General features: G+C 59.5%; 28 protein-coding genes and 1 tRNA gene. 17 read left to right on the forward strand and 12 right to left on the reverse strand.

The features are described from left to right. Nucleotides 1-18 precede the first annotated feature (18 nt). Nucleotides 19-1,119, forward strand: coding sequence for a redox-regulated ATPase YchF (gene ychF / locus BLR77_RS05010; protein WP_074675753.1), 1,101 nt, complete (start codon nucleotides 19-21; stop codon nucleotides 1,117-1,119). A 222-nt stretch (nucleotides 1,120-1,341) separates the two neighbouring features. Here the strand turns inward: ychF and BLR77_RS05015 are convergent, their stop codons facing one another. The 3 genes from BLR77_RS05015 to BLR77_RS05025 all read right to left on the reverse strand — a co-directional run bounded on the left by BLR77_RS05015 (nucleotide 1,342) and on the right by BLR77_RS05025 (nucleotide 4,120). Continuing rightward, nucleotides 1,342-3,174 carry an NACHT domain-containing protein gene (locus BLR77_RS05015; RefSeq protein ID WP_083366023.1) on the reverse strand — a complete coding sequence of 611 codons (1,833 nt, stop codon included), beginning with the start codon at nucleotides 3,172-3,174 and terminating at the stop codon, nucleotides 1,342-1,344. A 96-nt stretch (nucleotides 3,175-3,270) separates the two neighbouring features. Further along, nucleotides 3,271-3,603, reverse strand: coding sequence for a hypothetical protein (locus tag BLR77_RS05020; RefSeq protein WP_074675755.1), 333 nt, complete (start codon nucleotides 3,601-3,603; stop codon nucleotides 3,271-3,273). Nucleotides 3,604-3,760: 157 nt separating this feature from the next. Next, nucleotides 3,761-4,120 (reverse strand): hypothetical protein, encoded by a 360-nt coding sequence (locus BLR77_RS05025; protein WP_074675756.1) that lies wholly within the window; start codon nucleotides 4,118-4,120, stop codon nucleotides 3,761-3,763. 579 nt (nucleotides 4,121-4,699) lie between these two features. Here BLR77_RS05025 and BLR77_RS05035 point away from each other — a divergent pair. From BLR77_RS05035 to BLR77_RS05065, 7 genes are all read left to right on the forward strand, one after another. Beyond that, a complete protein-coding gene (locus tag BLR77_RS05035) occupies nucleotides 4,700-5,200 on the forward strand; it encodes a BRO-N domain-containing protein (protein ID WP_074675758.1) in 501 nt (166 codons plus the stop codon). Next, nucleotides 5,200-5,577, forward strand: a complete 378-nt coding sequence (locus BLR77_RS25670) for a helix-turn-helix transcriptional regulator (RefSeq protein ID WP_074675759.1) — start codon at nucleotides 5,200-5,202, stop codon at nucleotides 5,575-5,577. Before BLR77_RS05035 ends, BLR77_RS25670 begins: the two co-directional genes overlap by 1 nt. Nucleotides 5,578-5,923: 346 nt before the next feature. After that, on the forward strand, nucleotides 5,924-6,196 hold the full coding sequence (locus BLR77_RS05050) for a type II toxin-antitoxin system Phd/YefM family antitoxin (RefSeq protein ID WP_169886850.1): 273 nt from the start codon (nucleotides 5,924-5,926) through the stop codon (nucleotides 6,194-6,196). Beyond that, a complete protein-coding gene (locus tag BLR77_RS05055; protein WP_064494115.1) occupies nucleotides 6,162-6,476 on the forward strand; it encodes a type II toxin-antitoxin system RelE family toxin in 315 nt (104 codons plus the stop codon). The genes BLR77_RS05050 and BLR77_RS05055 overlap by 35 nt, the downstream gene beginning before the upstream one ends. A 152-nt stretch (nucleotides 6,477-6,628) precedes the next feature. Then, on the forward strand, nucleotides 6,629-7,057 hold the full coding sequence (locus tag BLR77_RS05060) for a glutaredoxin family protein (RefSeq protein WP_083366043.1): 429 nt from the start codon (nucleotides 6,629-6,631) through the stop codon (nucleotides 7,055-7,057). A gap of 133 nt (nucleotides 7,058-7,190) precedes the next feature. Next, the gene (locus tag BLR77_RS25005) at nucleotides 7,191-7,361 is read left to right on the forward strand and encodes a YhfG family protein (protein ID WP_090337012.1); all 171 of its coding nucleotides are present in this window, start codon (nucleotides 7,191-7,193) and stop codon (nucleotides 7,359-7,361) included. Between the two features lie 113 nt (nucleotides 7,362-7,474). Continuing rightward, nucleotides 7,475-7,843, forward strand: a complete 369-nt coding sequence (locus tag BLR77_RS05065; protein WP_084331635.1) for a hypothetical protein — start codon at nucleotides 7,475-7,477, stop codon at nucleotides 7,841-7,843. Nucleotides 7,844-7,921: 78 nt separating this feature from the next. On the opposite strand, the gene BLR77_RS05070 is transcribed toward BLR77_RS05065, so the two are convergent. After that, a tRNA-Met gene (locus tag BLR77_RS05070) sits at nucleotides 7,922-7,998 on the reverse strand. Between the two features lie 135 nt (nucleotides 7,999-8,133). After that, nucleotides 8,134-8,670 carry a CbrC family protein gene (locus BLR77_RS05075; RefSeq protein ID WP_074675763.1) on the reverse strand — a complete coding sequence of 179 codons (537 nt, stop codon included), beginning with the start codon at nucleotides 8,668-8,670 and terminating at the stop codon, nucleotides 8,134-8,136. 231 nt (nucleotides 8,671-8,901) lie between these two features. On the opposite strand from BLR77_RS05075, the gene BLR77_RS05080 reads away from it, so the two are divergent. Further along, on the forward strand, nucleotides 8,902-9,129 hold the full coding sequence (locus BLR77_RS05080; protein WP_074675764.1) for a hypothetical protein: 228 nt from the start codon (nucleotides 8,902-8,904) through the stop codon (nucleotides 9,127-9,129). Between the two features lie 211 nt (nucleotides 9,130-9,340). Here BLR77_RS05080 and BLR77_RS05085 read toward each other — a convergent pair whose 3' ends face one another. Beyond that, on the reverse strand, nucleotides 9,341-9,697 hold the full coding sequence (locus tag BLR77_RS05085; protein WP_074675765.1) for an excalibur calcium-binding domain-containing protein: 357 nt from the start codon (nucleotides 9,695-9,697) through the stop codon (nucleotides 9,341-9,343). Nucleotides 9,698-9,836: 139 nt separating this feature from the next. Between BLR77_RS05085 and BLR77_RS25570 the strand changes: the two genes are divergently transcribed. Continuing rightward, nucleotides 9,837-10,001 carry a hypothetical protein gene (locus BLR77_RS25570; RefSeq protein WP_017678161.1) on the forward strand — a complete coding sequence of 55 codons (165 nt, stop codon included), beginning with the start codon at nucleotides 9,837-9,839 and terminating at the stop codon, nucleotides 9,999-10,001. Between the two features lie 26 nt (nucleotides 10,002-10,027). Next, nucleotides 10,028-10,474, forward strand: a complete 447-nt coding sequence (locus tag BLR77_RS05090) for a hypothetical protein (protein WP_074675766.1) — start codon at nucleotides 10,028-10,030, stop codon at nucleotides 10,472-10,474. 218 nt (nucleotides 10,475-10,692) lie between these two features. Here BLR77_RS05090 and BLR77_RS05095 read toward each other — a convergent pair whose 3' ends face one another. After that, complete coding sequence (locus tag BLR77_RS05095) at nucleotides 10,693-11,607, reverse strand: DMT family transporter (protein WP_074675767.1); 915 nt, start codon at nucleotides 11,605-11,607, stop codon at nucleotides 10,693-10,695. Nucleotides 11,608-11,969: 362 nt separating this feature from the next. Beyond that, a complete protein-coding gene (locus BLR77_RS05105; protein ID WP_074675769.1) occupies nucleotides 11,970-13,892 on the reverse strand; it encodes a bifunctional metallophosphatase/5'-nucleotidase in 1,923 nt (640 codons plus the stop codon). A 172-nt stretch (nucleotides 13,893-14,064) separates the two neighbouring features. Here BLR77_RS05105 and BLR77_RS25575 point away from each other — a divergent pair, with 172 nt between their 5' ends. After that, nucleotides 14,065-14,229, forward strand: coding sequence for a hypothetical protein (locus BLR77_RS25575; protein ID WP_003459472.1), 165 nt, complete (start codon nucleotides 14,065-14,067; stop codon nucleotides 14,227-14,229). Between the two features lie 185 nt (nucleotides 14,230-14,414). Here BLR77_RS25575 and moaE read toward each other — a convergent pair whose 3' ends face one another. From moaE to BLR77_RS05125, 4 genes are all read right to left on the reverse strand, one after another. After that, the gene (gene moaE / locus BLR77_RS05110; protein ID WP_074675770.1) at nucleotides 14,415-14,870 is read right to left on the reverse strand and encodes a molybdopterin synthase catalytic subunit MoaE; all 456 of its coding nucleotides are present in this window, start codon (nucleotides 14,868-14,870) and stop codon (nucleotides 14,415-14,417) included. Between the two features lie 148 nt (nucleotides 14,871-15,018). Next, nucleotides 15,019-15,261, reverse strand: coding sequence for a MoaD/ThiS family protein (locus BLR77_RS05115; RefSeq protein WP_003459467.1), 243 nt, complete (start codon nucleotides 15,259-15,261; stop codon nucleotides 15,019-15,021). Further along, nucleotides 15,258-15,734, reverse strand: coding sequence for a cyclic pyranopterin monophosphate synthase MoaC (moaC, locus tag BLR77_RS05120; RefSeq protein WP_074675771.1), 477 nt, complete (start codon nucleotides 15,732-15,734; stop codon nucleotides 15,258-15,260). The genes BLR77_RS05115 and moaC overlap by 4 nt, the downstream gene beginning before the upstream one ends. A 255-nt stretch (nucleotides 15,735-15,989) precedes the next feature. Beyond that, entirely contained in the window at nucleotides 15,990-17,381 is a 1,392-nt protein-coding gene (locus BLR77_RS05125) for a PhoH family protein (protein ID WP_037005508.1), read from the reverse strand. 532 nt (nucleotides 17,382-17,913) lie between these two features. On the opposite strand from BLR77_RS05125, the gene yaaA reads away from it, so the two are divergent. From yaaA to algK, 5 genes are all read left to right on the forward strand, one after another. Further along, nucleotides 17,914-18,693 (forward strand): peroxide stress protein YaaA, encoded by a 780-nt coding sequence (yaaA, locus tag BLR77_RS05130; protein WP_074675772.1) that lies wholly within the window; start codon nucleotides 17,914-17,916, stop codon nucleotides 18,691-18,693. A 707-nt stretch (nucleotides 18,694-19,400) separates the two neighbouring features. Further along, nucleotides 19,401-20,711, forward strand: coding sequence for a GDP-mannose 6-dehydrogenase (gene algD / locus BLR77_RS05135; protein ID WP_021488167.1), 1,311 nt, complete (start codon nucleotides 19,401-19,403; stop codon nucleotides 20,709-20,711). Nucleotides 20,712-20,762: 51 nt separating this feature from the next. After that, nucleotides 20,763-22,244 carry a mannuronan synthase gene (alg8, locus tag BLR77_RS05140; RefSeq protein ID WP_074675773.1) on the forward strand — a complete coding sequence of 494 codons (1,482 nt, stop codon included), beginning with the start codon at nucleotides 20,763-20,765 and terminating at the stop codon, nucleotides 22,242-22,244. A 26-nt stretch (nucleotides 22,245-22,270) separates the two neighbouring features. After that, nucleotides 22,271-23,434 (forward strand): alginate biosynthesis protein Alg44, encoded by a 1,164-nt coding sequence (locus BLR77_RS05145; protein ID WP_074675774.1) that lies wholly within the window; start codon nucleotides 22,271-22,273, stop codon nucleotides 23,432-23,434. A 12-nt stretch (nucleotides 23,435-23,446) separates the two neighbouring features. Next, a complete protein-coding gene (gene algK / locus BLR77_RS05150) occupies nucleotides 23,447-24,823 on the forward strand; it encodes an alginate biosynthesis TPR repeat lipoprotein AlgK (RefSeq protein WP_074675775.1) in 1,377 nt (458 codons plus the stop codon). The last annotated feature ends 4 nt before the right edge of the window (nucleotides 24,824-24,827 follow it).

Genomic DNA, 24,827 nt, shown 5'->3' on the forward strand with positions numbered 1-24,827 from the left:
TCCCCCGAGGGACACATCATGGGATTCAACTGCGGCATCGTCGGCCTGCCCAACGTCGGCAAGTCCACCCTGTTCAACGCCCTCACCAAATCCGGCATCGCGGCGGAGAACTTCCCCTTCTGCACCATCGAGCCGAACAGCGGCATCGTGCCCATGCCCGACCCGCGCCTGGATGCCCTGGCCGAGATCGTCAAGCCCGAGAAGGTCATCCCCACCACCATGGAATTCGTCGACATCGCCGGCCTGGTCGCGGGCGCGTCGAAAGGTGAAGGCCTGGGCAACAAGTTCCTCGCCAACATCCGCGAAACCGACGCCATCGCCCACGTGGTGCGCTGCTTCGAAGACGACAACGTCATCCACGTCGCCAACAGCGTCGACCCCAAGCGTGACATCGAGATCATCGACCTCGAACTGATCATGGCCGACCTCGACAGCTGCGAGAAGCAACTGCAGCGCGTGGCTCGCACCGCCAAGGGTGGCGACAAGGAATCCGTGGCGCAGAAGGCCCTGCTGGAAAAGCTCATCCCCCACCTCACCGAAGGCAAGCCGGCGCGCAGCCTGCTCAAGGACCTGGGTGACGACGAGAAGCGCCTGGCCAAGACCTTCCACCTGCTCACCACCAAGCCGGTGATGTACATCGCCAACGTCGCCGAAGACGGCTTCGAGAACAACCCGCTGCTCGACGTGGTACAAGCCATCGCCGACGCAGAAGGCGCCATCGTCGTACCGGTGTGCAACAAGATCGAAGCCGAGATCGCCGAACTGGACGATCTCGAAGAGATGCAGATGTTCCTCGAGACCATGGGCATGGAAGAGCCGGGCCTGAACCGCGTGATCCGCGCCGGCTACTCGCTGCTCAACCTGCAGACCTACTTCACCGCAGGCGTGAAGGAAGTGCGTGCCTGGACCGTCAAGGTCGGCGCCACCGCCCCGCAATCGGCTGCAGCGATCCACACAGACTTCGAAAAAGGCTTCATCCGCGCCGAAGTCATCGCCTACAACGACTTCATCCAGTACAAGGGCGAAGCCGGTGCCAAGGAAGCCGGCAAATGGCGCCTGGAAGGCAAGGACTACATCGTCAAGGACGGCGACGTGATGCACTTCCGCTTTAACGTTTGATCGTTGTAAGCAGCGCATAAACAAAACCCCGCCTTGGCGGGGTTTTGTTATTTTTTGGGGGGGTGAGGAATTGATGGATTAGGGCTCGCGGGAGCTGGGCATTATGAATCCGCTACGAACCGCCCGACTGAGCCAGAAAGCCCCATAACCCGGGGCTTCTAGCCCTCCACAGATCTCACTGCTCCATAGCTTTCCAGAGAAGAAAACTGATGTAGTCACTGACTAGGGATGACCTCTTAGTATTAATTTTGCCAACGCCTTTTCACGCCTATTGTATTTTTTGTATATTTGCTCTTCTATCATTTTAAAAAACCGCAAGTGCTTTTCGCAGTCCAAATGAGCCAACTTTAAGATCGCGGGTGTTCGCACTACCTTTGCAAGTGGAACCCTCATATCTAATTCATCATCCTCTGGCTCGACTGGATGCGCTTTCTTTAGCTCTTCAAGCAGAGAGCTATGCCACTGCTCTAACTCAGCCTTTTGAGCCCCTTCCGCCCTCCATCCAAAAACCTTGTTAGATTCATCTCTGTATAGCCGGTAGAGATATATCAAGAAATAACCTTTTGACTTCCTTTCAGACAACCCATATCCGACATGACCCTTTTCCGGAATTGCAAAAGACTCAAAGAATTGCGAAAGGAATTCTATTGACTTATCCTCATCCATAAGCTTCTCGCATTTTCTTATAATCACCCTGAGCCTTGGATGGATCCACTTCGTTTCAATACGTTCTCTGTTTAACTCCCAAGCAAGCGGAATAACGTTATCTGACTGGGAGGTTCTTACGATTACGTCGAGTGCCTTTCCTGTGTCAATGGAATTGGATCTTGAAATAAAAACTGCTGCAAAATACTCTTGAAATGATCTATGTGAGAATGTGAAGTAGTTGCCATCCTTTTGCAATATACAAACTGACTTCACTAGATCATTGAAGATATTATTTGCCGACGCACTGACATCCTCTAAATCAGCCGCCTGTTGGATGTAGTCTAGTACTTCACTTTGGGTGAAGCTCATTCTTCTATCATAGTACGTGGTAAGGCAAAACGCTGAAAAAACCTTCTTGAAATCGTCTACAGGAAGATTGCTATACGATTTCCTTTTGTATAAATATTTTAACGCATCATGCTTGTGAAATAGTGTATCGAACGCTTGCTCGTAAAAAATGTGTATTTTTTCGGGGATCTCCGCTAGTTGCTCATATGTTAACAGCATCATAGTTAAGAGCAGCGGATTAGAGAGGAAGTCAGAATGCTTATCATACAGACCCTCCGAAAGTTCTTTGATGAAGCGCTCCTTTACAACGGCATCGTAGTCAATCTTTGATATAAGCTCAATTGATTGAGCCTGATTAAGAGGAAGCGCTCTATATATATAAAACTCCTCCCAAGAATTGAATATACTATCCGGGCGACTTGATAGCACTATGGGCGTCTGCGGGTATTTATTAGAAAGCTCCAATACTTCTTCTTCATATGCCTCCCTAATTTGGAAGTCTATTTCGTCGAACCCATCCAGCAGGAGTAGAATTTTACCAAGCTTTAAGGCCGTATGAAGCTGGTCTTTGGAAAAACCTTCATCTTGATCAGAAATCGTATTGAATAAATACTCACCAATTCTTAGATCTCCATCCCTAGTTCTAAGCAGCCTCAGCTCAACAAGCACGGGAATTACTCCCCTAGGCTGACTTATTGCCTCAATCGCTAACTTTCTTAATAAAACAGATTTTCCAGACCCCGCAGTACCTACTATTACATTACGCTTATTTGCTAGAAGATCAGGGAGCAAATCATCCCCATTATGGCTCTCCCCGGCAATAAAAAAGTCACCAGCCACATAGTGATCTTGCAGACTTACAGGTTTGTCGCGATACAGGAGGGTTTTTATTTTTGAATATTTGCTATGCGTTCGCGTTATATGCCTCTTGAAACAAGACTCTAGTTTAACCTGATACTTTTTATACTCTTTATCACCAGCACCAATTATATCGGGCACCAGAGATTTCACTAGATCGCCTATCGTATCCCCAAGAGAAGGGAGTGTATTTTTTGTCATTTCTCTTCCGCTGCTCGCAATTCGCCTTTGGATTCTTTTCTTTTGTGGTCTTGCGCCAAGCCTAATTGCGCCATCGCCTACTTGTAATACGTAGGCTCACCACTCTTTAGCCCGAAGCCCCTCAATACACTCTTTCACGTCATCATCAATGACGTTTCCAGGCTTGATGCATTCCTTCATGGTGCGACGAACCCCGCGATTGGCTTCGCGTTCTCGTTGATCTTGGGCTTTGAGGTTGGCTCTGGCTGCATCGCCAAGGGGGCCTTTGCTGGCCCCAGCCATGTATTCATTGACCAGCCGGTTCATGGTCTTGCCATAAGCTTCGGCTGCTGGCCGCATTGCTTCACCGACTTGGGTGGCAACGGGCTTGGATTCTTCTGCGAGGGTGGGGCTTGCGGCTAGGGCTAATGCCAACAGCATCCTTTTCATTGGTCTCCTCCATTCCTTCGGGCTTACCTGCGCCTAGCTACTTCCTGGGTGATCGCTATCCCGCGCTTGGATTGGCCTCGCTATAGCTAGGCCCCTTATGGCCATTCTCTGCCATCAAATCGCCAGTAAGCAAGCACCACTAATGTCTACCTCTGCCTTACGCCCTCACCCGCTTTCTACGGGCCGATACCACAGCGGCGGCCATACATACCGTCATCCACGCGGCAACCAGCATCTTGTGACCAGGCAGCATCACGCTATTGGTCATAAACCAAGCTATAAGCGCTACCAACACCCAATCGAATATATAGAGCTGCCTTAGCCCTAGAAGCGGATTCCAGCGTTTTGACGAGAGGCTTAGCCAGATAATGGATGCGAAACACGTGAGGCAGTAGAAGCCCGTGTAGAGGCTTCCGTAAAAGCTAAATCCGATATAGAGCAAGCCGCTTAGAGCGCTGCCTGCCACGATTGAAAAGCCTAGGTTGTTACGCCTTTCGAGAGCTTCGAGTGTGATCATTGCTTGCCGTCCTTGAGCTGCTTGCGGGCGTCCCACCGCTTAGCGATATCCTGCGTAATCACTACCCGGCGTTTGGATTGGTGAGATCCCGGCTGGTCTATTCGCTGTCAGGGCTGATCTCGCCATTGGCGGGATCGATCCGGCCCGTTCTGAGCCACAGAGAATATTCAGGGTAGCGCTCTGCCATCAAGTCCAGTTCGCTGGTCCTCAGGTTCGCTCTCTTGTCGTACCTGATCGTCTTGCAGCGCTCCTCCTTGATGCCAGTGGCTTCACTGACCTCTCGGTGACCGATCTTAGATAAGAAGAGCCGAACTCTATCGTGGGTTGATTCCATAACGGTCTTAACAATAGCCTGTTGAAATATTCCACAATCGACAGACAGTGGTATTATTCCACCCGAGCGCTTGGCACTTCCCACAGCCATTCAGGTGCTTCCCGATTATAGGGACTTTGTTACGGAACGGTCTGATGTGCCGCGCTTCCGAGCGCAGTTCTGCACGAAATCCATGCTGGTCCAACTCCTGGGCACAGCACGGATCAGAGATGACCAGACGCCAGCGTGAATCCACGGAGGCCTTTATGGAAGAAAGCTATGTCCCCTTGTTGCTGATGCGCCACAACCGCCCGCTGCGTGGCGTGATGATCGACCGCCAGCCCTGGGTCTGCGCCAAGGAGTTCGGCCTGTTGATGGGGCACCGCCACCCGGAGCGAATCTGCCGGCTGATGGATGACGACCAGGTGCGTACGGTGATCTTCCACACTCACCAAGGCGATGCGGAGCCTGTGCAGGTGCTCAGCGAATCCGCGCTTTATCGCGCCCTGTGCCGTTTCAGCCATCCCGAGAATCGCAGCCTGCGCCGCTGGCTCACTCACGAAGCCCTGCCCGCTCTGCGCGACGCCTGGGAGCATCGCGCACAGGAACCCAGACGCACACTGATGGCCTGGGATCGCCAGCGCATCAGCTTGCTGGAATGGCAAGGTGACCTGTGGATCGCCCTGCGTGACATGCCGCGCTTCGCCCCACCGCCGGCAACCGGCGAGTGCTCGTTGCGTGCTCTGCTCAATCGCTGGTGGCGTTGATGGCTAGCCTGACCATTCGCATGGACAACGATCTCAAGCAACGCTTGCGCGGTCAGGCAACCCGTAATGGGCGCTCGATGGCTGAGGAAGTGCGGCAGATCTTGCGGGATGCGCTCTCGAGCACTACCCCGCACGGCGCGCAGGTAACTTGCGCAAGGCAGCATTGTTCGCTCAATCCCCCTTGCGCTATCCACCCCGGCGAACTGTTGCGTGAAGCATTCCTGAAGGAGCTCGGGATGACGGTCCCCGCACTTGCTCGTGCGCTGAATGTGTCAGCCTCGACCATCAGAGACATAGTGCGGGAGCACGGAACATCACTGCTGTCATGGCCATACGGCTTGGCCGCTACTTCGGGACCTCGGCCCAGCTCTGGATGAATCTGCAGAGCGTGCACTCTCTGGCCAAGGCGTACGCTGAGTGCGGCGATGAGATTGAAAGGGAAATAAAGCCTTTTCGACTGACCAACCAATCCCCCCTTGTGTGGACGACACCCCGCATAAAGACACCTAAAAACACCTTTAAAGGTGTCTTTATGGGTGCTAGTCTACGAACGCTTACCCCGTGTTCGCACAAATGACCTTATGAAGAAAAGACCTGATTAGAGATAGCTCGGCCTATAGCGACAGAACCAAGATCAGCTCAGTGAAGCTTGAAGGTTCGGCCCTTAGAGATAGAGCTCAGGCACGATGAATTGCAGATAGCAGAGAACAGGTGGATATGGCGATGACTTATGCGGTTTTGGCTGACGTTGCCGCGTCAGTTACAGAACTCAAAAAAGATCCTATGGGTACCATCCGCGAAGGCGGCGGTGAAACCGTCGTGATCCTCAATCGAAACGAGCCTGCATTCTATGCTGTGCCCCCCGCACGCTATCAAGCCATGCTGGAGCTGATTGACGATCTACAACTGGCTGAAATCGTACGCGCTCGGGCTGGTGAACCTACTGTACGAGTAGATATCGATGACCTCATCGCGCAAGCCGGCGGAGCCGACTAAATACGCCCTGGAGTTCAACGCCCAAGCACTCAAGGAGTGGGGCAAGCTGGGCAAAACCATACAGTTGCAGTTCGCCAAGAAGCTCAAGGAGCGCCTTGAGAATCCTCGGATCGAGGCCGACAAACTCCGGGATATGCCCAACTGCTACAAGATCAAGCTGCGCTCCATCGGTTATCGCTTGGTCTATGAAGTGATCGACAGCCGCTTGGTAGTTACCGTGATCGCCGTAGGCAAGCGAGAACGCAGCAAAGTCTATGGCAGCGCCGCCAGCCGCTTGTAAGAAACCCGGCCGGATGCCTGTAAAAACGGGGCTTCCGTACATGAGGGTCATTGGCTAGTATCCATTGCATGTGTTGGGTCCTGCCCACTTGGCCTGAGACATGGCGCTCCTGGGACTACCAGCACGCCCTCCCCTGCATGGAAGCTGCCCGCGTGATCCGACTCATCCTTGCCCTGATCGCCATCCTGCCGCTGATCTGCTTTGCAGAAATCTACAAGTGGACGGATGAGAGTGGCCGCGTTCATTTTGGTGACAAGCCGAAGGACAAGGACCAAGCCGAGCAGCTCTCGCTGAAGATCAACTCCTACGAAAGCGTCAGCTACGAATCTTTCACGCCAGCCCAGAGCGCGACATCGCAGCGCGTCATCATGTACTCCGCAGCCTGGTGCGGCTACTGCAAGCAAGCCCGCCAGTATTTCCGGCGCAGCGGTATCAGCTTCGTCGAATACGATATCGAGAAAAACCAGAACGCCCGCAGAGCCTATGACGCAATTGGCGGCAATGGCGTGCCGGTCATACTGGTAGGAAACAAGCGACTGAATGGATTTACCGTCGCGAATTTCCAGAGCATCTATCCGTGACAGGCAGCAGAAAATTAATTCGTCCCCTTTTCCTAAGCTGACCAATCCGACACACGTAGACCTGAAGCAGGTTGCCTAACGGGCGTTCGCCTGATCGCTGGAACGATTGTCACCGTCGATAGAGGTAGCCGTCATGTCGCACCCATCTTTGCAGATCAAAAAGGCCTACTTTGCCAAGGTGCGTCGTTCCAACTACATCGCCAGCCTGCGCTTGGCGGGTTTTCAGGTCACGCCTGCCGATGCGGAACGCCCATTACCTTCACGCGAAGCGGTATTGAACAAACTTCGGTCTAGGGACGCCTGAAAAAAACAATAGAGGCGGATTGTTCCTGCCCTGACGCTCGCACCCAGAACGCGATGGACAGCCTCAGTGCGAGCAATTAATCTGCCGGCCTTTCGCCATCAGGGATGAACCACGTGAAAACACTGCTACTACTGATCGCCATCGCCGCCGGTGGCTATTACGTCTACAACGAGCACTTCTCCGTTACCGCCATCACGGTCGATAGCTACCAGGCTTTGCTGAAGAAGGCCGAAGCCACAAGCGTAAGCCTCGACGAGGTGAAGGTCGGCGCCAACAACCTTGCAGCCTTCATATGCAGTGATCCCAGCTATCAGGTTACAGGCGGCTCGACACCGGCCAACTGCATGGCGCGTTACGAGAACTATCGGGAAATGTGCGAGAACCGCATCTTTGGCCAGTCCCCTCAGAGCTTTGCCAGCAAGTCCGAGGTGATCGCCATCGCCAAGCGCTACACCTCATGTGTAGGAGCGGTCGGCAGCTAAGCGAAAAAGGCGCCGCTCTGGCGCCTTTTGCTTGGGCAAATAAAAAGGGGCTAGCTTGCGCTAACCCCTTGAAATTTATGGTGGCTACACCGGGACTTGAACCTGGGACATCAGCATTATGAATGCTGCGCTCTAACCAACTGAGCTATGTAGCCAACGGCGCGCATTGTCCGCGTCTCGCCTACCGCTGTCAACCCCAGATCATCGATAAATTTACGTTTTATCAAGCGGTTAGGCTGTGGCGCCTGGGCAGGCCCCAGGCTGCTGCCTGGACGACAAAACCGCCACCGTTAGCTGAGATCCCAGGCAAACGTGACCAATTGGCAGTGCTTGCAGACGAACTTGTAAAACGCTGAGTCGCCACCCGGTTGGTAGCCTCTGGTTGCCCACTCCCAATCTTTCTCTGCCTGCTCGTAATCCTGCATCCATTGCTGCTTGGTCGCAGCGCTCGCCTGGCGCACGTCCTCCACGCTGGCATCGCCGTGAAACTCGCAAGCATCATTGCAGTGCGCCAGCCAAGTCGCGCCCTGCCAGGAAAAGTAGCCTGGTGTGCGAAGGTCGATTTCTTCGATGACGGAGTCGGCCACTCCCGATTCGGCCAATGCGTGATGTTCGATGAAGGAGGCCTCGAAACGCTTGGCTGCACTGCCATCGGCAATGCACCAAGGGCAAAGCCGGTCTCTCAGCTCCTCCCTGGAATAGACCGAGGCCGCGTAGATATAACCCCGCGCCAGCCCGCAGCAACGGCAAACCGTATCGCTGGCCTTTATAGCGCCAGTAACCAGAGGGTCCTTGTGATAGGGGAAGTGAGGCAGCACGATATCCATGTAAATTCCTGTTTTACGATCAAGCGTCATGGTGGACGAAGCCACTCTCCGCGCATGATAGGACTGCTCCAGATTGATGAACGATACCCGGTTCAACTAATCACTGGCAGCCAGGCAAGCCGATAGCCAGACGTTGCGCGTATGTAGCAGTCCGAACGGTGCTTGCGGGGCTGTCAGGCGATGCCGGAAAATCCGCCTCCAGCAGGCTGCAGCGCCGCCGCGCGCTGCCCCATGAACCAGGAGAACACCTTGAGAGCGAGAGACGACTTCGACGATCTGCGGGCGGAGCGTGACGGGCCGACGCACTACCGAAACGAACCCAACCGCCATGCCGGGCTGTGGAAACAGATCGCGATCGGCATCGTCGTCGGCTACAGCATGCTGGGCATCATCAGTGCGGTTGTCTGGATGCTTGTCGCCCAGGTCGCGCTGAGCAGCCTGTCGATCTCCCTGCCCTGACAGGCTGTTGAAAAACTACCTACGTTGGCAATACTGCGTTAAAAACGCCCTCACAGCCAAAAGCTGAACGCGCTTTAGCGCGGCCCCGAAAGGGTGAGCGAAGCGAATCAAATGCTCATTTACAGCACGTAAACTCCGCTTTTTCGGTCGTTTTTGCGGGGCCGCCATCGGTATTGTCTTGCCTACCTCGCCTACGTTTTTCAACGGCCTGCTAGCGCCCGCACCATTGCCCTTCACAGGGCACGCCATCGTCGTCGCCGTCCATCTTGGTGCCTGGGCAGTTGCGCAGAAAGAAAGTGGCTTCGGCGCAGGAGGTCATCTGCGAGCAGTGGGTGCGGCCATCGCAACGATACTGCTTGCTGGCGACCTGGGTTGCGGGTTGGCTGATCGAGGATGAGGGACGCAGGCTGTCCAGCGAGAAGGTGGACGAAGCGGGCTGGGTGACCACCGGGTTGTCCATCACCGAGCCATCGCTGGCGATGTTGCTGATCACCGGGCTGCCGGGCTGGCTCAGGTAGAACTGCCAGAAGGCGGCGCCCAGCAGCAGGATGATGATCAGTTTCTTCATTGCACAGTCCCTTGCCTGGTTTGCGTGATAGCCAGTATTGGCTCGCCAAGCCGACAACGCCAGGGTTGAGCGCTGGCGCACTTGCCATCCCCTGCCCGTATCTTCATTCTGCCCCATTGTTTACCCAGCGAGCCCTGTCATGACGCCCATCCAGAATATCGGCCTGGCGCTATTCGTGTTGCTTTCCATCGGTTTCGCCATCGGCCACAAGACCGAGTGCGGCGATGGCCGCGTGGTGGAGACCTATCTGGCCAAAGGGCTGGCCTCACAGTTGCTGGGGCATGATCTTTGCCAGCAACCCTGAACACCTATTCATTAAGGAATGATGCGATGAGAAAGTTCGCCTTGCTTGTCAGCTTTGGCCTTCTCGGCGCTTGCGCCAACCTGGGCTCCCAGCCGCCGGTGCCGGTCACTTCGCCGGTGGTGCAGGCCTTTCGCGATATTTGCCTGCAGACAGCGCCAAGCTTTGCCGAGGCGCATCGCGTGGCGCGGCAGCATGGCGTCACCGAGATGACCGATATGGGCTTTGCCACCGTCGGTTTCAATGCGGACAAAAGCCTGAGCATTCAGGTGAAAGTCAGTCACGAATGCGTGGTGACCAGCGAGGCGCAGGAGGATGACAGCCTGACTCGCCAGTTGCTCAGCGCAGCGGCGATCAACGCCGGCACCACAGTGCCGCGCAAGGTGCCGGTGAAGATGATGATCGCCGGGCAGTCGTTCATCCTGATGCATGATCGCGTAGGCGGTGAAGCCTTCGTGATGTTGAAGCCGGAGTGAGGGGATCGCCGTAGGGCGGATGACGATTTTTTCATCCGCCGGCTTTGAAAGGTGGATCGGTGAAGCGCCATCCACCCTGCGCGGCTTACCAGCGTTACAGCATTTCGTAGGAGCCCCGCCCCGGGGCGAAGCTTTTGCGGTGGTCATGCGATTCGCCGCGAGGCGCGGCTCCTACAGGGTGATGCGGTGCCTGCTGCGTTTGTGTAGCCCCGCCGCTCCTACAGTGTTTTGCCTGGCCGCGTGGCCAGCAGCAGGCCGCCGAAGATCATCGCGGCGCCCAGCCAGTGATAGAGCTGCAGGCTCTCGTTCAACAGCACCCAGCCCAGCAACGCGGTGAATACCGGCATGACGTAGTTGGTCAGCGCCGCCTTGGCCGCGCCGATCACGCGGATGCCATGGTTCCAGGCCAGGTAGGCCACCAACGAGGCGAACACCGCCGTGTAGGCGATGGCCGAGAGGTTGGCAGCGTTGATTGCTAGATGCGCGCCCTGGCTCAGTTCGTATAGATAGAACGGCAGAATCAGCGGTACGCCAAGCAGGATGAACACGCCCAGCAATGCCAGCGGCGGGATCGGCTGCAGGTAAGCAGACCAGCGCCGCAGCAGCAGCGAATACAGTGCCCAATCGACCACGGCCAGCAGCATGATCAGATCGCCCTGGTTGAACGACAGGCTGGCCAGGCGGCTCCATTGCCCCTGGCTGATCAGCACCGCCAGACCCGCTACGGCCACCAGCATGCCCCACCAGGCGCGGCGTGCCGGCCATTCGTTGAGCAGCAGTCCGGCACCGATAAAGGTCACCAGCGGCAAGCAGGTGTTGACCAGCGAGATATTGATTGCCGCCGTGGTCTGTGCCGCGCTGTAGAGCAGCGAGTTGTAGCCGGCGATGCCCAGGCCACCGAGCACCAGCAGGCGCCAGCCGGCGGTGCGCACCGCTACGCGATGACGCCACAGCGGCATGGTGACGAAGGGCAGCAGCAGCGCCAGGGCCAGGCACCAGCGCCAGAACGACAGGGTGAACGGGGCGATCTCGCCAGCGAAGGCGCGCGCCACCAGGGCATTGCCGGACCAGCAGAGGTTGGCCAGCAACAGGCCGAACAGCGCCAGCGGGCGCGAATGATTGAGTGCGTTCATAAGGCGGATGCCACACCAAGGGCGCGACATTTATCTGAGTGGGGGTTGGCCGGCTGTGCGCGGTCACCGAGCGGGCAGAGCTGAGCGATCATTGCGTAGCTTCCGAATCAGTCGGCTTTGCACCATACGGAGGCACGCAATGCTTGGCAAGGTGGCGGACCCTAGGGTGCGCCGTGCGCACCAACTCTGCAGTGACACCATCATGGCTACGACTGCATGGATGCAGGAGGTAGAGCGAAGCAGGATGCCCGAGCCGAAAGCCCCTCCCACGAATCGGCCGGAGCCAAACCGCGGGAGGCGCTTCAGCGGCGAGCGTTGCAGTATCTCGGCGTATTCGGTGCGCGCGGCGCACCCTACGTAGGTTAACGCTGACTGCGGCGGCGCAGCGGGCGGCTCAGCAGCCAGAGAATCAGCAGTACGCCGGCCAGGATCACCGCGCTGGCGCCCCACTGCATCGGCCCGGCCAGGCGGAACAGCTCGGCCGGGTGCAGGCTGGGCGCGCGGATCATCCGCGCTTCGGCAGCCGAGCCGCTGGTGGGAATGTCAGCCAGGCCGTCGCCGTCAAGATCCGGCAGGCTGCGGATATGGTCGAGCAACACCTGCCATTCCTTGAGTTCCTGCACGCCTTCCTTATCCGGCTGCTGATCGACGATGGCATCTTCGATACGCGGCAACGGGCGGCCCTCGGCGTCCTTGGGTATGACGTCGAGCAGGCCCTTGGTCAGGTCCGGCACCAGCCAGGTGAAACTGCCGACGTAGCTGGTGGCACCGATGCTGTAGAGGCGCGTGTCGTTCAGGTCCAGGTCACGGTAACCGCCATGCGGATCGCCGATTTCGATGCGGCTGACGCGATCGAACGGCACGCGCCAGGGGTTGTAGGTGAAGCGCACGCCGGAAACCCGCGGGTAGTAGCTATCGCTGTCGCGCAACTGGTAGGCGAGCAGCAGCACTTCCAGCAACGACTTGATTTCGCGGGCGCTGATGTACGCCTTGATCATCGGGTAGCCCGGCTCGTCGTCGAACTGGCCGATGCCCAGCGGCGCGATGCGAAACAGGTCGGAGACATCCTGCACGCCATTACGCCCCTTGAGCAGGTCATCGCGGATGGTGCCGTTGCCGGTGAAGGCCAGGTCGGCATCGACGGCATGACGCAGGGCGTCGGTGACCAGGTTGGCCAGGGTCTGATCGGTAAAGTCACGGCCCAGGCTCTGGTCAACCTTGGCCAGCGGCTGGTCGAAGCGATAGCCCTTGGGTGCCAGCATGCGCTCGCTGACCACCTGCTTGAAGTCTTCGACCTTGGCGGTGATGGTCGCGTCGCCGACGATGCTGTCATTGACCGCATGCAAGCGGTAATCACGCAAGCGCGGTACGCCGTCGTCGCCAAGGCTCATGCGCAGTTCGCCGAGGTACTGGATCTCGGAACCGGCCTGCACCACCGGGGTACGCCCCCCCACTAGCACGGGTTGCGGCAGCGCCACATGCGAGTGGCCGCCGACGACGATATCGATGCCCGGCACCTGCTCGACCAGCTCAACCTCTTCGCCGCGCCAGCTGCCATCGGCCTGCTGGGTGACGCCCATGTGCGAGAGCAGGATGACCACCTCGGCGCCCTCCTCGCGCAGCTTGGCCACGGTTTCCTTGGCGGTGGCGACCGGGTCGGCGAAGGTCACCGGCTTGATCATCGGGCTGACGGCCACGGCGTTGTTGCCGAGCAGGCCGAACAGGCCAAAGCGAATGCCGCCGCGATCCATCAATTTGTACGGCAGGATGCGCCCGGCCTCGACGTGCGCCTGCAGGCTGTCGTCGGCCTTGCTCGCGTCATCGAAACGCATGTTGCTGGAGAGCAGCGGCACCAGCGCGTCGCCCTTGGCCCTGTGCGCGGCGCTGATCATCGCGGCGAGCCCGGCTGGGCGGAAGTCGAATTCGTGGTTGCCGATCACCGCAGCGTCATAGCCCAGTTCGGTCATCAGACGCAGTTCGCTGCCCATCTCGCGGGCAATGGTGTGAAACAGCGTACCCATGGTGAAGTCGCCACCGTCGAGCAACAGCAGAGGCTCTTCACCGGCTGCCGCGCGACGCTCATTCAATAATGTGGCCAGGCGGGCGACGCCGCCGACGGTGTCGTCATCGTTCACCGTTGCCGGGCTGTATTCATTGTTGGGGCCGAAACCGAGCAGGCGCGACTGCCAGTCGTTGCTGTGCAGGATGGTGAAATTGCGCTCGGCAGCGACCAGCGGCGTTGCACTCAGCAGGCCGGCGAGCAGGAGTGAGGGGAACAGGCGCATGGACGATCCTTGACGATGACTGCGCAGAGTATGGAGCAGGTCATGACGCCAGGCAGCGACCAATCGAGACGCACTTTGTCGCCAATCGAGTCAGCCATTCATTGCTACAGGTCAGCCCCAAGCCAGACGGAGGGACTAAGCTGTAATCAGGACTGCGAAGCGGAGAAGAGCCATGGACCACTATCACCTGATGCTGATGCTGCTGATTGGTGGATTTCTGCTGCTGGGAGTCGGCTTCAACTTTCGTGAACACGAGTGGGGCGTGCGCGTGCTGGGCTTGGGCGTATTGCTGATGCTGGTGCCGATTGCATTGCGGGTGCATCTGGCGCTGGCGTAGGACTCAGGCCACCGTAGGGTGCGCCATGCGCACCAAGCAATATTGATGGTGTCGCGATTTATTCGGGCACGGCGTTGCGAACAGCCGGTGCGCGCGGCGCACCCTACGGGGGATCATCGCAAGATGATTCGAAAGGCTGCGCGGCAGCCGTAGGGTGCGCCATGCGCATCGGGCAATGTAGGCCTCTACGGTTTCTGCCAGCGCTCGGCGGCGCTCTGGTCGCTGCAGCGGCCTTCGACCCAGCGCGGGCCTTCGCTGGTGTCTTCCTTCTTCCAGAACGGCGCGCGGGTCTTCAGGTAATCCATGATGAAGTTGCAGGCGTCGAACGCGGCCTGGCGATGGGCGCTACTGGTGCCGACGAAGACAATGGGCTCGCCCGGCTCGAGGCGGCCGATGCGGTGGATGATCTCGATGCCCAACAGTGGCCAGCGCTCACGCGCCTCGTCGGCAATCTTGGCCAGGGCCTTTTCGGTCATGCCGGGGAAGTGCTCGAGGAACATGCCGCCGACTTCGCGACCCTCATTGAAGTCGCGCACGTAGCCCACGAAGGTGACCACCGCGCCGATGCCAAGGTTGGCGGCGTGCAGGGCGTTGAGCTCGGTGCCGGGGTCGAAGGGTTGGGCTTGAACGCGGATAGTCATGCGGGGTGTCTCGTTTGATGGGGCGCTTTCAGAGGCGGTTTGGTGGGCTGAAACGGAACGCCGCCCGGCCCATCCTGGGGCACGGAGATGGAGCGGTGGGCTGAAGCCCACCCTACGAGTTCCGTCCGGCCAGGGTATAGCGCCGCTCTCAGCCGCCGGTAACGGTGGGGAAGAAGGCGACTTCATCGCCCTCGGCCAGCGGCTCGTCGAGGCTGCACAGTTCCTGATTGCGCGCGCACATCAGGTTCTGCTCGCCCAGCACTTCCCATTCGCCGCCACGGGCCACCAGGTGCAGGCGCAGGTCGTCGAGGGTGGCGAAGTCGCCGCTGAGTTGTTCGTCGTCACGGCCCAGGGCTTCACGGTAGCGGGCGAAGTACTGCACACGGATCATGCTTGTTCCTCCAGCTTGTAGTGACCGCTCTTGCCGCCGAGCTTCTCCAGCAGGCGCACCTGCTCGATGACCATGCCGCGATCCACGGCCTTGCACATGTCATAGAGGGTCAGCGCGGCGACGCTGGCGGCAGTCAATGCTTCCATCTCGACACCGGTTTGCCCAGACAGTTTGCAGCGGGCGGTGATATGCACGCAGTCATCGCCTTCGGCACTCAGTTCGACCTTGACGCCGGTGAGCATCAGCGGGTGGCAAAGAGGGATCAGATCGCTGGTTTTCTTCGCCGCCTGGATGCCGGCAATGCGCGCCACGGCGAACACGTCGCCCTTGGGATGCTCGCCGGCGACGATCATCTGCAAGGTGGCAGGCAGCATGCGCACGCGCGCTTCGGCGGTGGCTTCGCGGAAGGTGGTCGCCTTGTCGGTGACGTCGACCATGTGCGCGCGGCCTTGGGAATCGAGGTGGGTCAGCACGGGAAAGCTCCAGACGGGAATCGACCGATTGTAAACCTGCAGGTCAGGATTTCGTAGCCCGGATGAAATCCGGGGCCAAGGCGACAAAAATCCCCGGATTGCATCCGGGCTACGGGCTACGCAACTGTAGGAGCGGATTTATCCGCGATCATCGCGGCTGAAGCCGCTCCCACGGAACCTGTGGTGATTCGTTGATGCAGACTAAAACGCCCCTGCTCTTGCGAACAGGGGCGCGGGTGTTTCACAGCCCGAGGGTTACATATGGGTTTCCGCGTACTCCGCGAGGATCGAGCGCGGTACGCCTTGCAGGGTGATGTGCACGCCGTGCGGGAAGTCCTTGAAGCGTTCGGTGAGGTAGGTCAGACCCGAGCTGGGCGCTGACAGGTAGGGGGTGTCGATCTGTGCCAGGTTGCCCAGGCACACCACTTTCGAACCATTGCCGGCACGGGTGATGATGGTCTTCATCTGGTGCGGGGTGAGGTTCTGGCATTCGTCGATGAGGATCAGGCTCTGCTGGAAGCTGCGCCCGCGTATGTAGTTGAGCGATTTGAACTGCAGCGGCACCTTCTGCAGGATGTAGTCGACGCTGCCGTGGGTGCTCTCGTCCTCCATGTGCAGCGCTTCGAGGTTGTCGGTAATCGCGCCGAGCCAGGGTTCCATCTTCTCCGCCTCGGTGCCGGGCAGAAAGCCGATTTCCTGATCCAGCCCCTGCACGCTGCGGGTGGCGATGATGCGCCGGTAGCGCTTGCTGACCATGGTCTGCTCGATGGCGGCAGCCAGCGCCAGGATGGTCTTGCCGGAACCGGCGGCGCCGGACAGGTTGACCAGGTGGATGTCCGGATCGAGCAGCGCGAACAGCGCCAGCGCCTGGTGGATGTCGCGCGGTTTCAGGCCCCAGGCTTCCTGATGCAGCAGGGGCTCCTGGTGCATGTCGAGGATAACCAGCTCATCACCCTTGATCGCCTTGATCCAGCCGACGAAGCCCTGTTCATCGAGGATGAACTCATTGACATGCACGGCCGGCAGGTTGTCGGTCAGTTGCACGCGGTGCCAGGTGCGGCCGTGGTCCTGACGGGTGTCGACCTTGCTCACGCGATCCCAGAACGAGCCGGGCATGTCGTGATAACCCTTCGACAGCAGCGAGACGTCATCGACCAGTTGGTCGGTGTGGTAGTCCTCGGCGTCGATACCGCAGGCGCGCGCCTTCAGGCGCATGTTGATGTCCTTGGTCACCAGCACCACGGACAGGCCGGGGTTGCGCGACTTCAGCTCCACCAACTGGTTGATGATCTTGTTGTCGTTGAGGTTTTCCGGCAGCCAGGTTACCGGCGCCGCACTTTTGCTCATGAGGATGGAAAGACGCCCGCAGGGGCCGCTCTTGCCGCGCTGGATGGGTACTCCGTATTCGACGTCCTCGGGTTCGGCACCGGCGAGAATCTGGTCGATCAGGCGAATGGCCTGACGACATTCGGCAGCGACGCCATGCTTGCCGGATTTCAGTTTGTCGAGTTCCTCCAACACCGTCATCGGGATGGCGACGTGGTGTTCTTCGAAGTTGAGCAAGGCGTTGGGATCGTGAATCAGGACGTTGGTGTCGAGAGCGTAGAGGGTTGGAGCGGTGGGCTTGGAGCGTCCGTGGTCATCCATACGTCGGTCACCTTCTTGTAGTAGCCAGGCGACGCAATACCAGAGGCGGTGCTGCGCCGGACAGAGACCGCCGACTTTTTCAGGGTCGGGGCCGAAAGGTGGCAAGCAAGGTGAGGGCCAATGGCCGCCACCTGTCTGCAGGTTTCGGCGGTCTTGCTTTTTTATTACTCCAATTCACATGACAGAAAAACGTTTTTTTATCGCCACGCAGGTTTATTTGCTGACGCGACAGATAGTGCTTGGCGAGCCGCCAGCACCCCGTTAAAGTCCGAAGTCCTACCTGCTGTAACCCACCTCGCTTACCCGCCCCCACTTGCAGCATGCTGCGCCAATCAGGTGCAGGCGCTGTTCGTATCGCCTGACTATCTGCGTTCCCGTAGGAGCCGGCTTGCCGGCGATCAGCGCTGACGAGATCGCCAGCAAGCTGGCTCCTACGAAGACATCAATGCTGTTCTTCTCAATCACCCCGATAGGTGGTCTTGCCGACCCCTGACCTCTAGAATCGCCGTCACGCTTTCTGGAGACTCCGCACATGCTGATGGTGATTTCACCGGCCAAGACTCTCGACTACGAGACGCCACCTGCCACCCCGCGCTTCACCCAACCCGAGCACCTCGACCACGCCCAGGAACTGATCGAGCAGCTGCGCGACTTCAGCCCGGCGCAGATCGCCGAACTCATGCATCTGTCGGACAAGCTTGCCGGCCTCAATGCCGCGCGCTTCGGTAGCTGGGAGCGCCCGTTCAACCCGTCCAACGCCAAACAGGCGCTGCTGGCGTTCAAGGGCGACGTCTACACCGGGCTGAATGCCGAGGATTTCTCCGAAGACGACTTCGACTTCGCCCAGACTCATCTGCGCATGCTCTCTGGCCTCTACGGTGTGCTGCGCCCGCTGGACCTGATGCAGGCCTATCGCCTGGAGATGGGCACCAAGCTGGCCAACGGCCGCGGCAAGGATCTGTACGCCTTCTGGGGCGAGCGCATCAGCGGCTGGCTCAACGAAGCGCTGGCCGCCCAGGGCGATGACGTGCTGCTCAACCTGGCCTCCAACGAGTACTTCGGCGCGGTCAAGCGCAAGGCGCTGAACGCACGCCTCATCGACACCGAGTTCAAGGACCTGAAGAACGGCCAGTACAAGATCATCAGCTTCTACGCCAAGAAGGCCCGCGGTCTGATGGCGCGCTACGTGATCAAGGAGCGCCTGAGCAACCCCGAAGGCCTGAAGGACTTCAACTATCAGGGCTACCGTTATTCGGCCGAGCATTCCAAGGCCGACAGCCTGGTTTTCCTGCGCGACCAGCCGCAAGACTGACCCCTACGCCGGCCAACCCATGCACCGCTCATCGGTTGCTGCATGGGTTCGGCCGCTGCGCTTGCCACTCCCCTCCTTCTTCCCCCTAGCGCTTCGTTGCGCCCCGAGCGCCGCGCTTGGCAAAAATTCCCTCGGCGTTGCGTTTGATTCTCAAAAACCTGTTTGGCATCACAGTTTCAGCGTAAGCGCACTTTCCACAGAACTTATTGCGCCGTTAAGTTATCGGATAGTTTCGAGTTAGTTAACTCGCAATATGCCATCATGCATTTTGCAACTTGCCATTATATTGCAATCAACTTAGCCGTTCAGCTTCGATTCAGCTTCAGGACGAACGGTAGGAACTATCCGAAAGGGCCGCCACTCATACAGCCCGTAACACATTTCAATACATAACTTTCTGATCACTTGAAACTGCCAAATAGCGAATTAACTTTCGCCGGACAGCTTCACCCCAAGAAAAGTCCGTGTATTTCAAAGGGAGATATAGCAACCCGTCACAGCACCGAGATAGAGGCCTCAAGCGAGGCGGCAGCGACAACATCAAAGGGCCACCCTTCAATATAAAGGCCCGCATTTGGTGCCACTTCCGGCGCCCCACTCTACTTATGCCTGAATGAACTTGCTCCTATTAAAACGGCGAGTTCACGGACTAGTTTTGGCCATAAGGCCAGTATTTGAAACTGCATCAAACGGACGAGGTGAATACCATGCGAATCAGTATCTTCGGTTTGGGTTATGTAGGTGCCGTCTGTGCCGGCTGTTTGTCGGCACGTGGTCACGACGTGATTGGCGTGGATATCTCCGCGAACAAGATCGACCTGATCAACAACGGCAAATCGCCCATCGTTGAACCGGGCCTGGAAGAACTGCTGCAACAGGGTCTGCGTCAGGGTCGCCTGCGCGGCACCACCGACGTCGCCGCTGCCGTTCTGGAAAGCGATGTGTCGTTCATCTGCGTCGGCACGCCGAGCAAGAAGAACGGCGACCTGGAACTGAACTACATCGAAGGCGTGTGCCGCGAGATCGGCATGGCAATGCGCGACAAGAACGAGCGCCACACCGTGGTGGTACGCAGCACCGTGCTGCCAGGCACCGCCAAGAACGTGGTACTGCCGATTCTCGAAGACTGCTCGGGCAAGAAGGCCGGCGTCGATTTCGGCCTGGCAGTGAACCCCGAGTTCCTCCGTGAAAGCACCGCGATCAAGGACTACGACTTCCCGCCGATGACCGTCATCGGTGAGCTGGACAAGGCCTCCGGCGACCTGCTGGCCAGCATCTACGAAGAGCTCGACGCACCGATCATCCGCAAGGACATCGAAGTCGCCGAGATGATCAAGTACACCTGCAACGTCTGGCACGCGGCCAAGGTCACCTTCGCCAACGAGATCGGCAACATCGCCAAGGCCGTCGGCGTCGATGGTCGCGAGGTGATGGACGTGGTCTGCCAGGACCACAAGCTCAACCTGTCCAAGTACTACATGAAGCCCGGCTTCGCCTTCGGCGGCTCCTGCCTGCCCAAGGACGTACGCGCGCTGAACTACCGCGCCGGCAGCCTGGACGTGGAAGCGCCGCTGATCGGTTCGCTGATGCGCAGCAACGCCGCCCAGGTGCAGAAGGCCTTCGACATCATCGCCAGTCACGACTCGCGCAAGGTTGCCCTGCTCGGCCTGAGCTTCAAGGCCGGCACCGATGACCTGCGCGAAAGCCCGCAGGTGGAGCTGGCGGAAATGCTCATCGGCAAGGGTTTCGACCTGAGCATCTACGACCGCAACGTCGAATATGCCCGCGTCCACGGCGCCAACAAGGAATACATCGAGTCGAAGATCCCGCACGTCTCCTCGCTGCTCAACAGTGACCTGGACGACGTGGTGGCCAAGGCCGACATCATCGTCCTGGGCAACAGCGACGAGCGTTTCGCCAAGCTGGCCGAGCAGGCGCCGAGCGGCAAACGGGTGATCGACCTGGTCGGTTTCATGCCCCACGCCAGCAACGGCGTGGCCGAAGGCATCTGCTGGTAAGGACCCGAACGTACCTGCGCGCCCAGCGCGTGCAGGTACTCGGAGACGCATATGGACAAGCTCAAGAACGGCCTCAATCAAGCCAGCGGCTGGATGCTCTATCTCAGCCTGCTGATGCTGCTGGCACTGGCCCTGCCACGCACGGTGTTCGACCCCGAAGCGCGGGATTTCATCCTGCTCATCGGTATCGTCGGCATCTGGCGCTATTCCATGGGCGCCATGCACTTCGTGCGCGGCTGCCTGTTCCTTTACCTGGTCTACCCCTGGTATCGCCGCAAGGTTACAAAACTCGGCAAGGACGCCGACCCCTCTCATGTGTATCTGCTGGTCACCAGCTTTCGCATCGAGGCGCTGACCACCGCCATGGTCTATCGCTCGGTGATTCGCGAAGCCATCGACTGCGGTTATCCGTGCACCGTGGTGTGCTCGATCGTCGAGCTCTCCGACGAGCTGCTGATCAAGAACCTCTGGGCTCATGCCAAGCCGCCGGCGCATGTCAAACTGGACATCGTGCGCATCCCCGGCACCGGCAAGCGTGATGGTCTGGCCCATGGTTTTCGTGCCATTTCCCGGCAGATGCCGGACCGCGATGCGGTGGTGGCGGTGATCGACGGCGATACCGTGCTCGAGCCGGGTGTGGTGATCAAGACCGTGCCCTGGTTCAAGCTCTTCCCCAACGTCGGCGGGCTGACCACCAACGAGTTCTGCGAGGTACGCGGCAGCTACCTGATGAGCGAATGGCACAAGCTGCGCTTCGCCCAGCGCCACCTCAACATGTGCTCGATGGCGCTCTCCAAACGCGTGCTGACCATGACCGGGCGCATGTCGGTGTTCCGCGCCAGCGTGGTGACCGACCCCGAGTTCATCCGCGACGTGGAAAGCGATCACCTGGAGCACTGGCGCCTCGGTCGCTTCCAGTTCCTCACCGGTGACGACAAGTCCAGCTGGTACAGCCTGATGCGCCTGGGCTACGACACCTTCTACGTGCCGGATGCGGCGATCAACACGGTCGAGCACCCGCCGGAGAAGAGCTTCATCAAGGCCAGCCGTAAGCTGATGTTCCGCTGGTACGGCAACAACCTGCGGCAGAACTCGCGCGCCCTGCGGCTGGGCATGGGTCGCCTCGGCGCCTTCACCAGCCTGGTGCTGTTCGACCAGCGCGTGTCGATGTGGACCTGCCTGCTGGGCCTGTGCGTGGCGATCATCGCCAGCCTCAAGTACAGCCTGATGTACCTGCTGATCTACCTGCTGTGGATCGGCAGCACGCGGCTGATCCTGACGCTGCTGCTGATGCTCTCCGGCCACCGCATCGGTCCGGCCTACCCGGCGCTGCTCTATTACAACCAGATCGTCGGCGCGCTGGTGAAGATCTACGTGTTCTTTCGCCTCGACCAACAATCCTGGACGCGCCAGAACACCAAGCTCAATCGCGGCCTTTCCAGCTTCGCCAACTGGTTCAACAGCTGGTCGTCGCGCGCCATGACTTTCTCTGCCGCCTCTGTCTTCATCGCCGCGCTGCTAGCGCTGGTGTGACCGTACTCGAATAGGAATTAGCCACCATGAACTCCGTCGCCAATCACAACGTCGTCCATGAGTCCGAGGCCCAGCGCCAGCATGCCCGCGTCAAGTTGCCAGGGCGCTTGCGCTTCACCAATGCCAAGGGCGAACGCATCGACGCGCGCCTGCAGGATGTGTCTGCCGGCGGTTTCAGCTTTACCAACGAAAAGACCACGCACAAGGTCGGTGATTTTCATCGCGGCCAGTTGCAGTTCCAGCTCGACAGCCTGGTGCTGGGCCTGGACGTGGAATTTCAGATCAATGCCGTGCTGCCCGAACACAACCGCGTCGGCTGCCAGTTCCACGGCCTTGGTGCACGAGAAGCCGCCGCCCTGCGCCACCTGATCAGCGCCCACCTGGCTGGTGAGCTGGTCAATGTCGGCGAGGTGCTGCACATCCTCCAGCGCGACAACTTCACCAAGGCGCGCAAGAACGGCGCAGGCGGTGGCATGGGCATGTTCGATCGCCTGCGCGCCGTGACCTTCAGTGGCGCGATCTTCCTCATCGGTCTGGCCGCCTTCGGCTACATCGGCAAGTCGATCTACGGCCTGTACTTCGTCACCCACGCGCAGTCGGCGCAGATCAGCCTGCCGGCGCTGCAGGTGACCATGCCGCGTGAAGGCAGCGTACAGAGCCTGGCGCAACCCGATGGCGTCGTGGAAAAAGGCGCGCCGATCGCCACCTTCACCACCAGCATGCTGGAAATGCTCAAGGGCCACCTGGGTGACGATCAGCTCGAGCCGAGCCAGATCGAAGCGCTGTTCGCCCGCGAAATGCAGGGCACCCTGACCAGCCCGTGCAACTGCAAGATTTCCCGCCAACTGGTGGCCGACGGTCAGTTCGCCAGCAAGGGCGACGTGATCTTCGAACTGGTGCCGCAGGACGGCATCGCCACCGTCAGCGCCAGCTTCCCCTACCGCCATCTGGAACAGGCGCGCCCCGGCACGCCAGTGACCTTCAAGGTGGCCGGCGAAGACCAGGCGCGTCACGGCGAGATCGTCAGCAGCGCCCTGCATGACGGCGGCCTGAGCTCGGACATCCGCGTGGTGATCAAGCCGCAGGAAACCCTGCCGGCCAGCCTCGCCGGGCAACCGGTGGACGTGGTCATCGACCGTGGCCCGTCGCTGGGCTGGCTGGTCGATCGCGCCGTAGCGGCAGGCCGCTAAGGAGAACACGCCGTGAGCATGCCCCTTCTTCGCCCTGCCCTGCTTGGCCTCGCCGTCAGCGCCACGCTGGCCGGTTGCGCCGGCCTGCCGGACCAGCGCCTGGCTCGCGAAGCCCTGCAGAGCGGCGATGCGCAGACTGCCGAATGGCATTTCCGCCAGCTCGCCGAGATGGGCTACAGCGACGCGCAGATCGGCCTGGCCGACATCTACGCCGCCAACGGTCAGAGCCAGGACCTGGTTGAGGCCGAGCGCATCTACCGCCAGGCCCTGGATGGTTCGCCGCGCGCCCAGGCGCGTCTCGGCAAGCTGCTGGCGCGCAAGCCCGGCAGCACCCTGGCCGAGCGCCAGGAGGCCGCCGAGCTGCTGGAAAGCGCAGCCCAGGCTCGCGAGCCCAGCGCGCTGCTGCCGCTGACCGAACTCTACCTGTTCTATCCACAGGACTTTCCCGCCATGAACCTCGCGCAACGTATCCAAGACTGGCGCCAGCAGGGTCTGCCGCAGGCGGAACTGGCGCAGATCCTTCTGTACCGCACCGATGGCACCTACGACCAGCACCTGGGCGAGATCGAACGTATCTGCCAGGCACGCCTGGCCAGCAACGACGCCTGCTACGCCGAGCTGGCCACGGTGTACCAGAAGCAGAGTCGCGAAGATGACCGTGAAGCGCTGCTCGAGCAACTGCTGACGGGCTACCGCGCCGGCAATGTTTCGCCCAACCAGGTCGAGTCCGTGGCTCAGGTACTCAGTGATCCCGAGCTGGGTCAGCCGCAACCGCAACTCGCCCAGGATCTGCTCGAAGCCATCGCGCCGAACTATCCGGCCGCCTGGGTCAGCCTCGCGCGGCTGCTCTACGACTATCCCGGCCAAGGTGATATCGACACCCTGCTCGGTTATCTGGACAAGGGCCGTGCAGCCGCCCTGCCGCGCGCCGAGCTGCTGCTCGGTCGCCTGTACTACGAAGGCAAGCTGCTGCCGCAGCAGCCGAAGAAAGCCGAAGAGCACCTGCGCAAGGCCGCGCCTAGCGAACCCAGCGCCAATTACTACCTGGGGCAGATCTACCTGCGCGGCTACCTCGGCGAGGTCTATGCCCAGCAGGCGCTCGACCACCTGCTCAGCGCCGCCCGTGCCGGCCAGCTCAGCGCCGACTTCGTCCTCGCGCAGATGTTCAGCCAGGGTCGCGGGGTCAAGCCCAACCCGGTCAACGCCTATGTCTTCAGTCAACTGGCCCTGCCACGCAATACGCCGCCAACCTTCGAACTGGCGCATGAGGTGGAAGCGAGCCTGACCCCGGCACAACTGGCCGAAGGCCAACGCCTGCTGCGCGAAGAGCGCGATGCCCGCGGCATCGTTCTGCAGCAGCAGGCCGCCCTGCAGGTCAGCCAGCCATGAACAA

Source organism: Ectopseudomonas alcaliphila, from assembly GCF_900101755.1.
Taxonomy (GTDB): Bacteria; Pseudomonadota; Gammaproteobacteria; order Pseudomonadales; family Pseudomonadaceae; genus Aquipseudomonas; species Aquipseudomonas alcaliphila.

Coding starts and splice junctions, on each gene's coding strand:
- ychF (WP_074675753.1), top strand. CDS start 19: ATGGGATTCAACTGCGGCATCGTCGGCCTGCCCAACGTCGGCAAGTCC.
- BLR77_RS05015 (WP_083366023.1), bottom strand. CDS start 3,174: ATGACAAAAAATACACTCCCTTCTCTTGGGGATACGATAGGCGATCTA.
- BLR77_RS05020 (WP_074675755.1), bottom strand. CDS start 3,603: ATGAAAAGGATGCTGTTGGCATTAGCCCTAGCCGCAAGCCCCACCCTC.
- BLR77_RS05025 (WP_074675756.1), bottom strand. CDS start 4,120: ATGATCACACTCGAAGCTCTCGAAAGGCGTAACAACCTAGGCTTTTCA.
- BLR77_RS05035 (WP_074675758.1), top strand. CDS start 4,700: ATGGAAGAAAGCTATGTCCCCTTGTTGCTGATGCGCCACAACCGCCCG.
- BLR77_RS25670 (WP_074675759.1), top strand. CDS start 5,200: ATGGCTAGCCTGACCATTCGCATGGACAACGATCTCAAGCAACGCTTG.
- BLR77_RS05050 (WP_169886850.1), top strand. CDS start 5,924: ATGACTTATGCGGTTTTGGCTGACGTTGCCGCGTCAGTTACAGAACTC.
- BLR77_RS05055 (WP_064494115.1), top strand. CDS start 6,162: ATGACCTCATCGCGCAAGCCGGCGGAGCCGACTAAATACGCCCTGGAG.
- BLR77_RS25005 (WP_090337012.1), top strand. CDS start 7,191: ATGTCGCACCCATCTTTGCAGATCAAAAAGGCCTACTTTGCCAAGGTG.
- BLR77_RS05075 (WP_074675763.1), bottom strand. CDS start 8,670: ATGGATATCGTGCTGCCTCACTTCCCCTATCACAAGGACCCTCTGGTT.
- BLR77_RS05080 (WP_074675764.1), top strand. CDS start 8,902: ATGAACCAGGAGAACACCTTGAGAGCGAGAGACGACTTCGACGATCTG.
- BLR77_RS05085 (WP_074675765.1), bottom strand. CDS start 9,697: ATGAAGAAACTGATCATCATCCTGCTGCTGGGCGCCGCCTTCTGGCAG.
- BLR77_RS25570 (WP_017678161.1), top strand. CDS start 9,837: ATGACGCCCATCCAGAATATCGGCCTGGCGCTATTCGTGTTGCTTTCC.
- BLR77_RS05090 (WP_074675766.1), top strand. CDS start 10,028: ATGAGAAAGTTCGCCTTGCTTGTCAGCTTTGGCCTTCTCGGCGCTTGC.
- BLR77_RS05095 (WP_074675767.1), bottom strand. CDS start 11,607: ATGAACGCACTCAATCATTCGCGCCCGCTGGCGCTGTTCGGCCTGTTG.
- BLR77_RS05105 (WP_074675769.1), bottom strand. CDS start 13,892: ATGCGCCTGTTCCCCTCACTCCTGCTCGCCGGCCTGCTGAGTGCAACG.
- BLR77_RS25575 (WP_003459472.1), top strand. CDS start 14,065: ATGGACCACTATCACCTGATGCTGATGCTGCTGATTGGTGGATTTCTG.
- moaE (WP_074675770.1), bottom strand. CDS start 14,870: ATGACTATCCGCGTTCAAGCCCAACCCTTCGACCCCGGCACCGAGCTC.
- BLR77_RS05115 (WP_003459467.1), bottom strand. CDS start 15,261: ATGATCCGTGTGCAGTACTTCGCCCGCTACCGTGAAGCCCTGGGCCGT.
- BLR77_RS05125 (WP_037005508.1), bottom strand. CDS start 17,381: ATGGATGACCACGGACGCTCCAAGCCCACCGCTCCAACCCTCTACGCT.
- yaaA (WP_074675772.1), top strand. CDS start 17,914: ATGCTGATGGTGATTTCACCGGCCAAGACTCTCGACTACGAGACGCCA.
- algD (WP_021488167.1), top strand. CDS start 19,401: ATGCGAATCAGTATCTTCGGTTTGGGTTATGTAGGTGCCGTCTGTGCC.
- alg8 (WP_074675773.1), top strand. CDS start 20,763: ATGGACAAGCTCAAGAACGGCCTCAATCAAGCCAGCGGCTGGATGCTC.
- BLR77_RS05145 (WP_074675774.1), top strand. CDS start 22,271: ATGAACTCCGTCGCCAATCACAACGTCGTCCATGAGTCCGAGGCCCAG.